The sequence below is a fragment of the uncultured Dokdonia sp. genome, assembly GCF_947496725.1.
In the GTDB taxonomy this organism is placed as follows: Bacteria; Bacteroidota; Bacteroidia; order Flavobacteriales; family Flavobacteriaceae; genus Dokdonia.
On record NZ_CANMDS010000003.1, the window covers coordinates 419,474 to 436,024 of the forward strand.

General features: G+C 37.1%; 8 protein-coding genes. 5 read left to right on the top strand and 3 right to left on the bottom strand.

Annotated elements, in window-relative coordinates; all coding sequences use genetic code 11:
- Positions 1-139 precede the first annotated feature (139 nt).
- Positions 140-2,971: a metalloprotease gene (locus Q0948_RS08720; protein ID WP_298350476.1), complete on the top strand. Its 2,832-nt coding sequence runs from the start codon at positions 140-142 to the stop codon at positions 2,969-2,971.
- A gap of 184 nt (positions 2,972-3,155) precedes the next feature.
- Complete coding sequence (locus tag Q0948_RS08725) at positions 3,156-5,564, top strand: thiamine pyrophosphate-dependent enzyme (RefSeq protein WP_298350474.1); 2,409 nt, start codon at positions 3,156-3,158, stop codon at positions 5,562-5,564.
- Between the two features lie 98 nt (positions 5,565-5,662).
- On the opposite strand, the gene Q0948_RS08730 is transcribed toward Q0948_RS08725, so the two are convergent.
- Positions 5,663-7,711 (bottom strand): HDIG domain-containing metalloprotein, encoded by a 2,049-nt coding sequence (locus Q0948_RS08730; protein ID WP_298350472.1) that lies wholly within the window; start codon positions 7,709-7,711, stop codon positions 5,663-5,665.
- Positions 7,712-7,849: 138 nt separating this feature from the next.
- Between Q0948_RS08730 and Q0948_RS08735 the strand changes: the two genes are divergently transcribed.
- Positions 7,850-9,031: an acetyl-CoA C-acyltransferase gene (locus tag Q0948_RS08735; protein WP_298350470.1), complete on the top strand. Its 1,182-nt coding sequence runs from the start codon at positions 7,850-7,852 to the stop codon at positions 9,029-9,031.
- A gap of 18 nt (positions 9,032-9,049) precedes the next feature.
- Positions 9,050-9,799, top strand: a complete 750-nt coding sequence (locus tag Q0948_RS08740) for a C40 family peptidase (RefSeq protein WP_298350467.1) — start codon at positions 9,050-9,052, stop codon at positions 9,797-9,799.
- An 81-nt stretch (positions 9,800-9,880) separates the two neighbouring features.
- On the opposite strand, the gene Q0948_RS08745 is transcribed toward Q0948_RS08740, so the two are convergent.
- On the bottom strand, positions 9,881-11,128 hold the full coding sequence (locus Q0948_RS08745) for a tetratricopeptide repeat protein (protein ID WP_298350465.1): 1,248 nt from the start codon (positions 11,126-11,128) through the stop codon (positions 9,881-9,883).
- Positions 11,129-11,191: 63 nt separating this feature from the next.
- A complete protein-coding gene (gene gyrA, locus Q0948_RS08750; protein ID WP_035337046.1) occupies positions 11,192-13,738 on the bottom strand; it encodes a DNA gyrase subunit A in 2,547 nt (848 codons plus the stop codon).
- Between the two features lie 253 nt (positions 13,739-13,991).
- Between gyrA and Q0948_RS08755 the strand changes: the two genes are divergently transcribed.
- Complete coding sequence (locus Q0948_RS08755) at positions 13,992-16,544, top strand: ATP-dependent Clp protease ATP-binding subunit (protein WP_298350462.1); 2,553 nt, start codon at positions 13,992-13,994, stop codon at positions 16,542-16,544.
- Positions 16,545-16,551: the final 7 nt, after the last annotated feature.

Genomic DNA, 16,551 nt, shown 5'->3' on the forward strand with positions numbered 1-16,551 from the left:
TACGCTTTCGCGAAAGCGTAACTTACACCATACAAGATTACTAAGAGATATTAAGGAGATTTATACAGTGTTTAAACACCGTGCATATCATAAATCTCCTTTAATATCGTTTTAATAATAAACCCCATTTACATCTATATTGAAACATTTTTACTCATTTCTATTTTTGATTATATCTAGCTTTGTTGCGGTAGGTCAGAATGCGATGACCATAAATGCTCAATTACAGCCAGATGATAGATCCATTATCATCCAGCAACAAATCTCTATACAAAACAACTCTACAGATGTTTGGGAAGAGGTATATCTCACAGACTGGGCAAATAGTTTTTCTAGTAAGACTACTCCCCTAGCAAAAAGATTTGCTGAGTCCTTTGAGAAAAAATTTCACTTAGCAACAGATGCCGAACGTGGCTTTACAAAAGTTAAAGCAATATCTAGCTCAGACGGTATTTTACAATATACACGCCCAGAACGCTTTCCAGATATAATTAAAGTGCTTCTCAAAACGGCTATACAACCTGGCACGACGGTTTCTTTAAACTTACAATACACCATCACACTACCAGATGCTAAGTTTACAGATTATGGAATTACTCGCAATGGAGATTATAACCTGCGATACTGGTTTATGACACCCGCGGTTTATGATGGAGGATGGCAATTTTACAGTAATAAAAATCTTAATGACAGATACTTCCCGCAGTCTGATATTACCGTTAGTTTTTCTATACCTAATGGTTTTACACTAGTAACAGATCTAGAAAAAGCAATTCAAGGTTCTTCATACGCTCAAGGCGAAAAGCTAACACGTCTCACCGGAAAAAAGCGTACAGATGCCAAAATATTTCTTCTTAAAAATTCCAATTACCAAGAAGTACAAACAGACTATGTAACTATTGTGTCAAACTTGCATAATGGTACACTCCCACCTCAAATAAGAGCGGTTATAACAGATCGTATTGCGGGTTATCTTGATAAAAACTTAGGGGCTTATCCGTTTGATAAAATTCTCGTAACAGATTTAGATTATAGGGAGCAACCTGTTTATGGTCTTAATGAGTTGCCTAGCTTTATAAGCCCATTTCCAGATGGATTTAAGTATGAGATTAAACTCCTTAAAACTACCATAAACAATTATGTAAATAATACACTACTTGTAAACCCTCGTACAGATAGGTGGCTTATAGATGGTATAAAAGTATACCTACTGCAGAATTATATAGACACTTTTTATCCAGACTTAAAAGTTGTGGGTGGCTTAGATAAATACTGGCTTGTAAGGCAGTTTTATGCATCACAGCTAGAGTTTAATGATCAGTTTTCTGTGTTGTACAGTCATATATCAAGACTCAACCTTGATCAAGGTCTTAATACTCCATATGATAAGCTCATAAAGTACAACAAGAATATAGGCTATTCTTATAAAAGTGGTGTGGGCTTAGTTTATCTTAATGAGTATCTTGATAATGACGCGCTAGATGGAATCATAAAATCATTTTATGAGGCAAACGCCTCTATGCCTCTTAAATCTGAGGCTTTTAAGGATTTAGTTCTTGAAAAGACGGAGAAGGATGTTAGTTGGTTTTTTAATGACTACATCACCTCAAATGAGCGTATAGATTATGCGCTTAAAAACTCTAAGGTAAAAGGAGATTCTATCTATGTAACTGTAAAGAATAAAAAGAGACGTAAAACTCCTATACCAGTTTATAGTTTTAAAGATGATAGTCTTACAAGTACACGTTGGGTTTCTGGAAAAGAAAAGCTTACTACCCTTTCATACCCTAAGGGAGAAGCAGATCGTTTTGTTCTCAATTATAAAAATATAGTTCCCGAAAATAATCTTAGAAATAATTATGAAAAGCCTGGAGCTTTATTAGGTATAGACAAGCCATTGCAATTTAAATTTTTTCAAGATTTTGAAAATCCTTCAAAAAACCAGTTATTCTTTATGCCTGTGGCAGAGTTTAATATATATGATGGCTTTTCTCCAGGAGTAAAATTGTATAATAAAACATTACTTACAAAAGCACTTAACTATAAAATAGAACCACAGATAGGGCTCAAATCAAAAAAGCTCATAGGTAGTGCCTCTATATCATACCGACACGATTTTCAAAACCAAGGGCTTTATGGACTGCGCTATGGTATTTCTGGTAATAGATTTTCTTATGCTCCAGATTTACTATTTACTAGGGTCACTCCCTTTGTAAACTTGAGGTTTAGAACTTCAAATTTACGAGCAGATAAGCGTCAATTTGTGTCTGCAAGGTATGTGAGTGTGCAGCGTCAAGAAGACCCACTAGTACCGCTGCCTACACCTAATTATGATGTACTTAATTTAAGATATAGTCGGTTTAATCCAGGTATTATTCACACACTTAATCTTATGGGTGATGTGCAATTTGCAAGAAACTTTGGTAAGCTCTCGGGAAGCATCTTTTATAGAAGACTCTTTTTAAACAACAGACAGCTTAATGTGCGCCTTTTTGGAGGAGTGTTTACGTATAACAAAACACAGTCTGACGGCAATTTCTTTAGTTTTGCACTTGACAGACCTACAGACTATCTTTTTGATTATAATTATTATGGTCGTTCTGAAAGTAGTGGATTGTTCTCTCAACAAATAATTATAGCAGAAGGTGGTTTTAAATCGCAACTCGATGCAGTTGCACCTGTATTTGCAAACGAGTGGATGTTTACAGCAAATGCGAGTACGACTCTTTGGAAATACTTCTATGCATATGGAGACGTAGGTGTTGTAAAAAATAAAAGAGCAAATGGCGAGCTTGTATATGACTCCGGGATACAAGTAAGTTTACTAGATGACTACTTTGAGTTGTACTTCCCGATTTATTCAAACCTTGGGTGGGAAATTGGTCAACCCAACTATGATCAAAAAATAAGATTTCAACTTCAATTAAGTGTTGATACTGTTATAGGGTTGTTTTCACGAAAGTGGTATTAAAAGTCTACAAAAAACACGCTCTACAGTTGACATATCCGCAATAGAAAAGAAGATTGTTGCATTTTTTTAAAAATAAAGTCAAATCAAGCCAGCTTTAGTGCGAATTTTATAAGTATTTAACGCATTGCTGTATTGCATTACGACAATCTTTTGGCTATTTTTACGACTTAATCCAAATATACCTATGGCAAGTAAACCAGATACTAAAGCAGCTTTATCTTATGAAGATTTTAAACAATCTGTACTTAACGATTATCGCATTGCGGTAACGAGTAGAGAGTGTAGCTTGTTGGGACGAAGAGAAGTTCTTACAGGTAAGGCAAAGTTTGGAATTTTTGGTGATGGTAAGGAGTTGCCGCAACTTGCTTGGGCTCGTGCTTTTCAAAATGGTGACTTTAGATCAGGGTACTACCGTGATCAAACATTTATGATGGCCATAGACCATCTCTCTATAGAAGAGTTTTTTGCAGGTCTGTATGCTCATACAGATATCGCTTTTGACCCTATGAGTGCCGGGAAGCAAATGGGTGGACATTTTGCCACTCATAGTCTTGATCCAGATGGAAATTGGAAAAACCTACTACAACAAAAGAACTCAAGTTCTGATATATCACCTACGGCTGGGCAAATGCCTAGATTATTAGGTCTTGCACAAGCATCAAAGATTTACAGAAATGTAAAAGAAGCTCAAGGCGAAAATTTCTCAAACAACGGTGATGAAGTAGCTTGGGGAACTATAGGTAACGCAAGTACCAGTGAAGGTTTATTTTTTGAAACTATAAACGCTGCTGGTGTACTACAAGTACCTATGGTAATAAGTGTATGGGATGATGAGTATGGGATCTCAGTACACGCCAGACATCAAACTACAAAAGAAAGCATATCAAAAATTCTTGCAGGCTTCCAGCGTGATGAAGAAGATAATGGTTATGAGATTATAAAAGTAAAAGGATGGGACTACCCTGCCCTAGTAGATGCTTATGAACGTGCTGGTGCTATTGCTCGTAAAGAGCACGTACCTGTTTTAGTACACGTGGTAGAACTTACACAGCCACAAGGACACTCTACGTCTGGGTCTCACGAGCGTTATAAAGATCAAGATAGATTACAGTGGGAGCGTGAGTCTGACTGTAATGTACAGTTTAGAACCTGGATTATAGATCAAGGGCTCGCTACAGATGAAGAGCTTAAGGTGATAGATAAAGACCTTAAGAAAAAAGTAAGAGATGGTAAAAAAGCTGCTTGGGAAGCATTTTTACATCCTATCAAAAATGAAAAGCAAAAAATTGTAACCATATTAGAAACACTTATAAGTAATTCTAGTAACGGTAGTTTTATAAAGCCACTACTCACACCACTAGTAGAAAATAAAGAAGCTCTTAAGTCTGATCTTTTAGGCACAGCTAGAAAGGCCCTTAGGTTTACAATAGGAGAAGATACTCCAGCTAGAACTCAACTCATAGAGTGGATAGATAACTACACAGCAAAAATACAGCCTCAATACAGTGCTCATTTATATAATGAGAATGGTAATGGTGCAACATCTGTACCTGCTATAGCTCCTACTTACGGAGAAGAAAACCTAGTAGATGGTCGTGTTGTATTAAGAGATAACTTTGATGCAATTTTTGCAAAGTATCCTAATACATTAGTTTTTGGAGAAGATGCAGGAGCTATAGGTGATGTAAACCAAGGTCTTGAGGGAATGCAAGAAAAGTATGGTGAGCTGCGCGTGGCAGATGTAGGTATACGAGAAGCAACAATTATAGGTCAAGGTATTGGTATGGCTATGAGAGGTCTCCGCCCTATTGCAGAGATTCAATATTTAGATTACATACTATATGCTATCCAAATAATGAGTGATGACCTTGCCACATTAAGATATAGAACTCACGGTAAGCAAAAAGCGCCACTAATAGTGCGAACTCGTGGTCACAGGCTAGAAGGTATCTGGCATAGTGGGTCTCAAATGGGAGCGATTATACACCTGTTAAGAGGTATGTATGTCCTTACCCCACGTAATATGGTAAAAGCAGCAGGTTTTTATAACACACTTTTAGAAAGTGATGAACCTGCACTAGTTGTAGAGTGTCTTAATGGCTATAGACTAAAAGAAAACTTGCCTACTAATATAGGAGAGTTTAAAACACCTATAGGAGTTGTAGAGACTGTAAAAGAAGGTACAGATATTACAATTTTATCGTACGGTAGTACTTTGCGTATTATTATGGACGTAGCAAAAGATCTATTATCTGTAGGTATTAATGCAGAAGTTATAGATGCACAATCACTACTACCTTTTGACCTTAATCACGATGTCGTTGAGAGTATAAAGAAAACAAATCGCTTTATCGTAATAGATGAGGATATGCCTGGAGGGGCAAGTGCTTATCTTCTTGATGAAGTGCTTAACAAGCAAGATGCTTATAAATATCTTGACAGTAAGCCAGAAACACTCGCTGCACAACAGCATAGACCAGCATATGGTACCGATGGTGATTACTTCTCAAAACCATCTGCAGATGATATTTTTGAAAAGATATATGGAATGATGCACGAGGCAAATCCTTCTAGTTTTCCAAAACTACGATAGATTAAAACAGAAATAGATAGTTATAAAAAAACGAGATACATAATGTGTCTCGTTTTTTAGTTTTATGCTTTCGCGAAAGCGGAATAATACCGCACTCCCTACTCTGGGTACTCTATTCTAAGGTGATAGATGTTATTGAGCTTCTTTTTAAGTACTTTCTTAATCTGCTGGATTTCTTTAAATGTAATATCGGCATTTAGATACTGATCTTCATCCATTTGCTTCTTGATAATCTTCTCCACAAAAGCATCTATGAGTGTTGATGTAGGATTCTTAAGACTCTTACTTGCCGCTTCAACACTATCTGCCATCATTAAAATAGCGGTTTCCTTACTAAATGGTAGAGGTCCTGGGTACTGAAAATCTTCAATGGCAGCATCTTCATTTTTTTCTTTTTCCTTAAAGTAGAAATATTGCACAGTACTGGTACCGTGATGAGTTCTTATAAAATCTATGACACGATCTGGTAGATTATACTTTCGCGCAAGCTCAATACCATTAAGAACGTGATCTATAATGATACGTGCACTTTCCTTTGGTGATAAGTCGTCGTGACTATTAATCCCTGTGGCTTGATTTTCTGTAAAATCTGTAGGGTTTTCTATCTTTCCTATATCGTGATAGAGAGCTCCTACGCGAACTAGCATTGCATTTGCCCCTATTTCATTTGCTGCCGCTTCTGAGAGATTTGCAACGTTAAGACTATGGTGAAAAGTCCCTGGAGCCTCATCTGCAAGTCTTTTTAAAAGCTTACTATTTGTGTCTGAAAGTTCAAGAAGTGAGACGTCACTCACGAGCCCAAACATTTTTTCATATATATATATGAGCGGTTGTACAAAGAGTGTGGCGAGCCCTGCAAGCATAAACATACCAAAATCTGGCCAGGCAAGCCCCTCTACTCCTCCCTCACTAATAATATGAAATGCAAAATATGCAAGTATGTAAATTAATGTTATTTGACCAACAGAAATAAACAAGTTTGCTCTCTTATAAAGTTCTGGTACGGTAAGAATAGTTACTATACCTGCAATAACTTGTAAGAAGAAATATTCAAAACTGTCTGGAACTATAAAACCTAAAAGAAGTATAGCAATAACGTGTGTAAAAAGCCCTAATCGCGCATCAAAAAATGCCTTTATAATAAGTGGTAGTATACACATAGGTACAGCATATACATACTGTGGGCTCCATTTTATCACAATGGTTGTAAGTAAAACCATAAGCAGGACATTAAAGAATACAAAGGTCACTTTTGTGTTATTAAGAAACACAGAAGGTCTATAAGTTCTTATAAAAAGGAGCAGCATTACTAAGGCTAGCAATACAAGCAACACATAACCAAAAAGTACCCAGTTATATCTAGACTCGCTTATGTTTTGTGATTCATACTTCTCTTTGAGAGATAATAATTTTTGAAGGTTTTCTCCTTCTACTAGTTCTCCTCTTGCAATAATGATACTTCCCTTAGGAACTATATTATGAGTTTCTGATATACTCGACAACTCAAGATCAAGTGTCTCTCTAGTAAGCTCTTGGTCTAAAGAAATATTAGCCTCTAAACCATCAAAAAATGCTTGTAGATATTTGTTTGAGTAGTCCCTGTAGGTGCTAGATTGGGTTGCAGCACTTAATGCGTCTGGTAAGTTACTCAACACAGTAATCTCATCCAGCTTCATTTCTGAAACTTCGTTACCTCTTTTTAAATAGACTAGTCTACCGGTATTATAAACTGGTTTATCTTTTACGACTCCTTTTTTATAAAAACTACTAAGAAGGTTGTTACCATAATCTCTAAGCTCTTGCTTTGCAAACTTATAAGTTATGCTATCTGGAAAGACCTTATCAAAATTTGTATTAAAAACAGACTGTACTTGACCTAATACATCTTGATTATAATCATAGTACACTGCAGATTGTGACTTAATTTGCTCTCTTTCTTCTGCTATCTCGTCTGCACTTTTGAGTATTGCAAAATCTTCGTCTGCATAAAGGTTTTCATACTGCCACGGGAAACCTTTTTGGATCTCATATTTAAATTTTCCACTCTTAGGGAAAAAGTACACTATAAAACCAGCACATATTATGATAAGCAAGAATTTATATAAAAGATCTTGATGTTTATAAAACTTCTGTGCGGTTGTACTCATAAGGTATATTAGTGAGAAGCTAAAGTACTAAAATAATATCGCTTCAAATAGCCTTAGACACTGATGTCGAGCCTCAAAAATCTTAGAATTTTTCTTACATTCGCAAGACTAAAATTAAGCACTTCAAACACAAAAAATATGAGTAAAAACGTTGTTATAGTTGCTGCGGCACGTACACCTATAGGTAGTTTTATGGGGTCATTATCCTCTGTAACTGCAAGTAAGCTAGGAGCTATCGCTATAAAAGGAGCTCTAGATAAAATTAATCTTGACCCCACTTCTGTAAATGAAGTATTTATGGGCAATGTTGTACAAGCTGGTGTAGGTCAAGCTCCTGCTAGACAAGCGGCACTAGGTGCTGGTATTCCAGATACTGTTCCTTGTACAACGGTAAACAAAGTATGTGCCTCAGGTATGAAAGCCGTGATGATGGCAGCTCAAGCTGTTGCTCTAGGAGATGCAGATGTTGTAGTAGCCGGTGGTATGGAAAATATGAGTAGAATCCCTCATTATGTACACCTACGCAACGGTCATAAATTTGGACCACAATCTATGATAGACGGTATGCAAAAAGACGGTCTTGTAGATGCCTATGACGGTAATGCTATGGGCGTATGTGCAGATGCTTGTGCTACAGAGTATGAGTTTTCTCGTGAAGATCAAGATAATTATGCTATTCAATCATACAAGCGTAGTGCGGCTGCTTGGGATGCAGGAAAATTTGACAATGAGGTTGTACCTGTACCAGTACCACAAAGACGTGGTGACGATATTATTGTAAATCGTGACGAGGAGTACACAAATGTAAAGATGGAGAAAATACCAGCTTTACGTCCAGCTTTTACAAAAGACGGAACCGTAACAGCTGCAAACGCATCTACTATAAACGATGGTGCTGGAGCTGTGATTGTTATGAGTGAAGAAAAGGCAAAAGAGCTCAACCTCACACCGCTATGTACAATAAAAGGATATGCAGATGCTGCTCACGAACCAGAATGGTTTACCACTGCTCCATCTAAGGCTTTACCTAAAGCACTTGCAAAAGCTGGAGTTTCTCAAGATGAGATAGACTTTTTTGAATTTAACGAAGCATTTTCTGTAGTAGGTCTTGCAAATATGAAAATATTAGGTCTTACAGATCAAAATACAAATGTAAACGGTGGTGCAGTGTCATTAGGACATCCATTAGGATGTAGTGGTGTACGTATACTTATCACCCTTATGAATGTTTTAAAACAAAATAATGCTACACTAGGTGCAGCAGCCATTTGTAATGGTGGCGGTGGCGCATCTGCAATGGTTATAGAAAATCACAACTAAGAGAATTTTATAAAAACTATGCGTTACGGTATCTGCCAGCTTAGTATTGTCCCAATGCGTGCCGAACCTTCGGACCCTAGCGAACTTGTAAACCAGGTTCTCTATGGTGAACATTTTAAAGTTGTAGAGCAACGTAAAAAATGGAGCCGCATTAAGCTTTCACACGATAAGTATGAGGGCTGGATAGATAACAAGCAATATATAGAAATAAGTGAGGATGAATACGCTTTCGCGAAAGCGCAACCCATCACCCTCACTACAGATCCCGTACAGTTTATAACCACAGAGCACAAGCAACTACTTACCGTGGTTCTAGGAGCTGCTGTAGAAAATATAAGCTTGCTTAAGGATACCTATGAAGGAAACAGCTTCACAGGAAAAACCAGTAAGGAACAGCTTATAGAAACAGCTATGCTTTATTTAAAATCTCCTTACCTATGGGGTGGTAGAACTCCTTTTGGGATAGACTGTAGTGGTTTTACACAAATGGTTTATAGACTTAATGGTTATAGTCTTAAAAGAGATGCATCACAGCAAGCTACGCAAGGCGAAGCTTTAAGTTTTATAGAAGAGAGTGAACCAGGAGATCTTGCATTTTTTGATAATGCAGAGGGTGCTATAACACACGTAGGTATTATTATGGAAGATAATTATATCATACACGCTCACGGTGAAGTACGTATAGATAGATTAGATCACTCTGGTATATATAATGTGCATAAACGTACACATACACATAAACTAAGAGTTATCAAGAAGATCATCTAATTATATATTTTCTTAAAGAGGATATTGTAAAACAAAAAACCCGCCAGTAAGGCGGGTTTTTTTATGGATATGAAACAATGATTAGTTCATTGCGTCAATTTTTGCTTTCATAGCGTCTGCTTTATTTGTATCCTCAAGTACTTGATACAGGTTAAGTAGGTTGTTTGCTATCTCTGCATTATCTGGTTTAAGCTCTAATACTTTCTCCATATAAGTTACCGCTTTTCTGATATTTGCTTTACGCTCAACTTTAAGAGATTCATACTTATCAAAATCTGCATTTGAAGTACCTAAGCTGTTCATCTGATCTACAAATGTTGCATCTTTTCTTAAAATAAGTGCTCCAAGGTTATTATATGCATTTGCATAACCAGCATCTAGTTCAATTGCTTTATTGTAGTATTCAACAGCTGTCGCGTCATCACCTTGTTGATCTGCAGTTACACCTAGGTTATAGTGAAGTTCTGCATTGTTAGGATCAAGTTGTAATACTTTTTCAATGATAGCTCTGTACTCATCTTTCTTATCCATCTTTAAATAGATATTAGATTTTGAAGTAAGAAGCTTTACATCGTTTGGCTTTTTCTCTAGTGCAGTATCTAGCATTGCAAGTGCTTTGTCATTCTGATCTTGAAAAGAGTAGATGCTGATTAAATATTCAGTAATAACATTTTCTTTAGACTCGCTCAACCTTTCGCTAGGCTTTACATATTCCTTAGAAAGAACTACGATATCTCTTTCTTGTTTGTTATCAAACTTCTTTTCTTCTCCAGAAGCAGCATTTACTGCATAAAACTCATTTACTTGACCAGTATAACCGGTAGCCATTAGATCTTCAAAGATAGCAGCAGCTTTATCATACTCTTTTGAGTTAAGATAGTTTGAAGCTGCATAGTATTGATAATCTTTATTATCATTACTAAAAGCATACGCTTTTTCTAGCTTTGCTCCAGCATCGCTAAATTTGTCTGTGTTTTGATCTTGTACTGCACTATTTACAAGTGCTGCTACAACGTTAGATAGTCCAGTTTGTGCTTGACCATCCATTTTTGTTCCTACAAGAGCCTTAAATGCTTCACCAGCCTTAGTTAAGTCTGCTACATTTTTATTATCAACTCCTAAAAATGCTTGAGCTTTTAAAAGCATAAACTTGCTTTTAGTCTTATCGTCCATCTGGCCTAAAAGAGCATCTGCTGCTCCTACTAAAGACTTAGCCTCTCCATAGCTACCAGATTTGATAGCTTTTTCGATTGCTTTTACTTCCTTCTTTTGTGCAAAAGCCATAGACGTTACGGCAAATGCTATTGCAAATAAAATTTTAGTTTTCATTATAAGTGTTTAATTAATATAAGGGTTTCAAAATTACTCTTTTTTTTCTCAACCCTTATGTGTCTATTCTTCTTCTTCAGAAGAGTTTTCGTTTTGGGTTGTTTCTGAAGCAGTTGTCCCTCCTTCTACTGGAGTTCCATCTACTGTGTCATCTTCATCGTCTATATCGTCCTCATCACTTTTTACTTTCGCGACAGCGGCAATAGAATCGTTTCCTTTAAGGTTAATAAGTCGTACTCCTTGTGTTGCACGTCCCATAACTCTTAGTGAAGCTACTTCCATTCTTATAGCGATACCTGATTTATTGATAATCATAAGATCATCTGCATCAGTAACGTTTTTAATAGATACTAGTTCTCCAGTCTTTTCGGTAACAGAGATTGTTTTTACTCCTTTACCTCCACGGTTTGTAATTCTGTAATCTTCAAGACTACTGCGCTTACCATACCCTTTTTCTGAAACAACTAGGATATTACTTTCTGTATCGTTTACAGACACCATTCCTACTACTTCATCTTCATCATTAGCAAGAGTTATGCCACGAACACCAGAGGCGTTTCTTCCCATAGGTCTTGTCTTACTTTCTTCAAAGCGTATTGCCTTACCAGATTTAAGCGCAAGCATCACTTGACTCTCTCCTGTTGTAAGCTTTGCAGACAGTAGCTCATCATTGTCCTTAATAGTAATCGCGTTGATACCGTTAGTACGAGGACGTGAGTATTGCTCTAGTGCTGTTTTCTTCACTTGTCCTTTTTTGGTCGCCATAATGATGTAGTGATTATTTATATAATCTTCATCTTTAAGGTCTCCTGTACATACAAATGCTTTTACCTCGTCATCTTGCTCTATATTAATAAGGTTCTGGATAGCTCTACCTTTTGAAGTCTTACTTCCTTCTGGTATTTCAAATACACGCATCCAGAAACATTTACCCTTTTGTGTAAAGAATAACATATACTGGTGGTTAGTTCCTACAAATAGATGCTCTAAGAAATCTTCATTACGAGTAGTAGATGCTTTTGTACCTACTCCTCCTCTATTTTGAGTTTTGTATTCTGTAAGTGATGTACGTTTTATGTAACCTGCATTTGAGATAGTAATCACTACCTTTTTATCTGGAATAAGGTCTGTGATGCTTACATCACCTCCAGCATACTCTATAATAGAGCGACGCTCATCTCCATACTTATCTTTTATTTCTTGAAGCTCTTCTCTAATGATAGACATACGACGCTCCTTCTTTGCAAGGATATCTTTTAAGTCTTCTATAGTCTTCATTATCTCTTCGTACTCACTACGTAGTTTGTCTTGCTCTAGACCTGTAAGCTGGCGTAAACGCATCTCTACGATAGCCTTTGCTTGAATCTCTGAGAGTTTAAAACGCTCTATTAAGTTTTGTCTCGCCTCATCACCATTTGCACTTGCACGTATGATGGCTATTACTTCATCTATATTATCTGAAGCAATGATAAGACCTTCTAGTATGTGAGCACGAGCTTCTGCTTTTTTAAGCTCAAACTCTGTTCTTCTCACTACTACCTCGTGGCGGTGCTCAACAAAGTGGTGTATCATATCCTTAAGATTTAACATCTCAGGACGCCCGTTTACAAGAGCAATGTTATTTACACTAAATGATGATTGTAGTGCCGTGTACTTATATAACTTGTTAAGTACGATATTTGGAATAGCATCACGTTTTATAACATAAACGATACGCATACCATTACGGTCTGACTCGTCACGTATGGCAGATATACCCTCGATTTTCTTATCGTTGATCATATCGGCCGTTTTCTTAATCATATCAGCCTTATTGACTTGATATGGTATTTCGGTCACAATGATACACTCTCTACCTTTTACTTCTTCAAACTCTGCCTTTGCGCGCATTACAACACGACCACGCCCTGTTTTAAAAGCCTCACGTACTCCGTCATAACCGTAAATAGTTCCTCCGGTAGGAAAATCTGGAGCCTTTACGTGCTCCATAAGTTCATCTATAGTAACGTCATTATTATCTATGTAAGCGTGTATACCGTCTACAACTTCAGAAAGGTTGTGTGGCGGCATATTAGTCGCCATACCCACAGCAATACCAGATGCACCATTTATAAGTAACCCTGGTACACGTGTAGGTAATACGGTAGGTTCTTTAAGCGTATCATCAAAGTTAAGTTGGTGATCTACTGTGTCTTTTTCAATATCTGCAAGCATATCTTCAGATATCTTGCGCATTCTAGCCTCGGTATAACGCATTGCTGCTGGGCTATCACCATCTACAGACCCAAAGTTACCTTGACCATCTACAAGCATATAACGTAAACTCCACTCTTGAGCCATACGTACCATTGCATCATATACAGAGGTGTCACCGTGTGGGTGATACTTACCTAGTACCTCTCCTACTATTCTTGCAGATTTTTTGTGAGCACCACTCGCTCGTATTCCTAACTCGTGCATTCCGTAAAGAACACGACGGTGTACTGGTTTTAGACCATCACGCACGTCAGGTAGTGCACGTGATACGATAACTGACATCGAGTAATCGATGTAAGCAGATTTCATTTCATCTTCAATATTAATCGAGATCAGCTTTTCTCCTTCAGCCATATATAAATTGATTAGATTTTAAGTCAAATTTTTTACAATTAGCAATGTAACCATTTTCGTTATTTTTTATGGGGTTACGCTTTCGCGAAAGCGTACTATTTATCAACAAATTTTAACACGTTCTTTTAATAACTACCCTGTTAATTGTAGGGCAAACTGTCAGGTATTTTTGGTAATTTGGACTGAGGACTTTAAGCGGAATGATTTTTGAACCAGTTTGCTTAAATTTACATAAGAACGAACGAGGAAAGATATGGATGATAATTTTTCGCCAAGAGTAAAAGATGTTATTGCTTATAGTAAGGAAGAGGCATTGCGCCTGGGCCACGATTTTATAGGTACAGAACACTTACTGCTTGGTTTATTAAGAGATGGTAGCGGTAAAGCGATAGATATACTAGGAGCTCTAGAAATAGACCTTGAGCACTTGAGACGTAAGGTAGAAATCTTAAGTCCAGCAAATCCTAATGTGAGCTTGCAAAATAATGACAAGAAGAACTTACATCTTACCAGACAGGCAGAGCGCGCCCTAAAAACAACATTTTTAGAAGCAAAACTTTTTCAAAGCTCTGCTATAAATACGGCTCACCTCCTACTTTGTGTTTTACGCAATGAGAATGACCCAACAACAAAGTTGTTAAACCGCCTCAAGGTAGATTATGACAACGTAAAAGACCAATTTAAACTAATGATGGCAAACGAAAGCGACGAATATATAGAACCTATAAAGTCTGAATCATTTAGCGATGATGCAGATAATGGTGATGAGCAGTCTAAGGAAAACCCCTTTAACAGCCCTACAACCCCTAAGGGTACTAAAAAAAGTAAAACTCCGGTTCTTGATAACTTTGGACGTGATCTTACTGCAATGGCAGACGAGGGCAAACTAGATCCCGTTGTAGGCCGTAGTAAAGAGATTGAGCGTGTATCACAGATACTGAGTAGACGTAAGAAAAATAACCCTCTCCTTATAGGTGAGCCTGGAGTAGGTAAATCTGCCATAGCAGAAGGACTTGCGCTACGTATTGTACAACGTAAGGTATCTCGTATCCTTTTTGACAAGCGAGTGGTTACTCTTGATCTTGCTAGCCTTGTAGCTGGTACAAAGTATAGAGGACAGTTTGAAGAGCGTATGAAAGCCGTTATGAACGAGCTTGAAAAGAATGATGACATTATCTTATTTATAGATGAGATACATACCATTGTAGGGGCTGGAGGAGCAACAGGATCTCTTGATGCTTCAAATATGTTTAAACCTGCTCTCGCTCGAGGCGAAATACAATGTGTAGGCGCAACAACGCTTGATGAATTCCGCCAGCACATTGAGAAAGATGGTGCTTTAGAGCGACGTTTTCAAAAAGTAATTGTAGAACCTACGTCTGTAGAAGAAACAATTGAGATATTACAAAATATTAAAGGTAAGTATGAAGAGCACCATAATGTCTCATATACAGATGAGGCACTTGAAGCTTGTGTAAAACTTACTAATAGATATATGACCGATAGATTTCTTCCAGATAAGGCTATAGATGCTCTAGACGAAGCAGGATCTCGTGTGCATATTACTAATATTGATGTTCCTAAAAAGATTTTAGAATTAGAAAATAAGCTAGAAGAGGTAAGAGAACTCAAAACCTCTGTGGTAAAGAAGCAGAAATATGAAGAGGCTGCAAAGCTGCGTGATGATGAGAAAAATTTAGAAAAAGAACTTGCAATCGCACAAGAGCGATGGGAAGAAGATTCTAAACTTCATAAAGAAGTTGTCTCAGAAGATAATGTGGCAGATGTAGTAAGTATGATGACTGGTATACCTGTTAACCGCATTGCACAAACAGAAAGTAACAAACTTGCAGAACTACCAGCAACAATAAAAGAAAACGTAATAGGTCAAGATGAGGCGGTTGCAAAGGTTGCAAAAGCAATACAACGTAACAGAGCTGGATTAAAAGACCCTAACAAACCTATAGGCTCATTTATATTCTTAGGACAGACTGGTGTAGGTAAAACGCAACTTGCAAAGGTTCTTGCAAAAGAGCTTTTTGATAATCAAGATGCACTCATCCGTATCGATATGAGTGAGTATATGGAGAAGTTTTCTATCTCAAGACTTGTAGGAGCTCCTCCTGGATACGTAGGATATGAAGAGGGTGGTCAACTCACAGAAAAAGTAAGACGTAAGCCTTACTCTGTAGTTTTACTAGATGAGATAGAAAAAGCGCATCCAGATGTCTTTAATATGTTACTGCAAGTGCTAGATGATGGTTTCTTAACAGATTCTCTAGGCCGTAAGATAGATTTTAGAAATACTATTATCATAATGACATCAAATATCGGGGCAAGAAAGCTTAAAGACTTTGGTCAAGGAGTAGGTTTTGGCACATCATCTCGTAAAACTCAAGCAGATGAAAACGCACGTAGTGTTATTCAAAATGCACTTAAAAAGGCATTTGCTCCAGAATTCTTAAACCGTATAGATGACGTTGTAGTATTTAATGCACTAGAGCGTGAGGATATCCATAAAATTATTGATATCGAGCTAGAAAAACTCTTTACAAGAATCAAAGGACTTGGTTACAACCTATCTTTAAGTGAGAAAGCTAAAGATTACATAAGTGACAAAGGTTTTGATAAAGAGTATGGAGCCAGACCTCTTAAAAGAGCTATACAGAAGTATATAGAAGATGCACTAGCTGAAGAGATTATAAACTCTAAGCTAGAAGAAGGAGATAGCATCTTTATGGATTTTGATACAGATAAGGATGAACTTATTATAGATATCAAAAAAGGAGAGACTACAGAGTCTTAAAAATCTC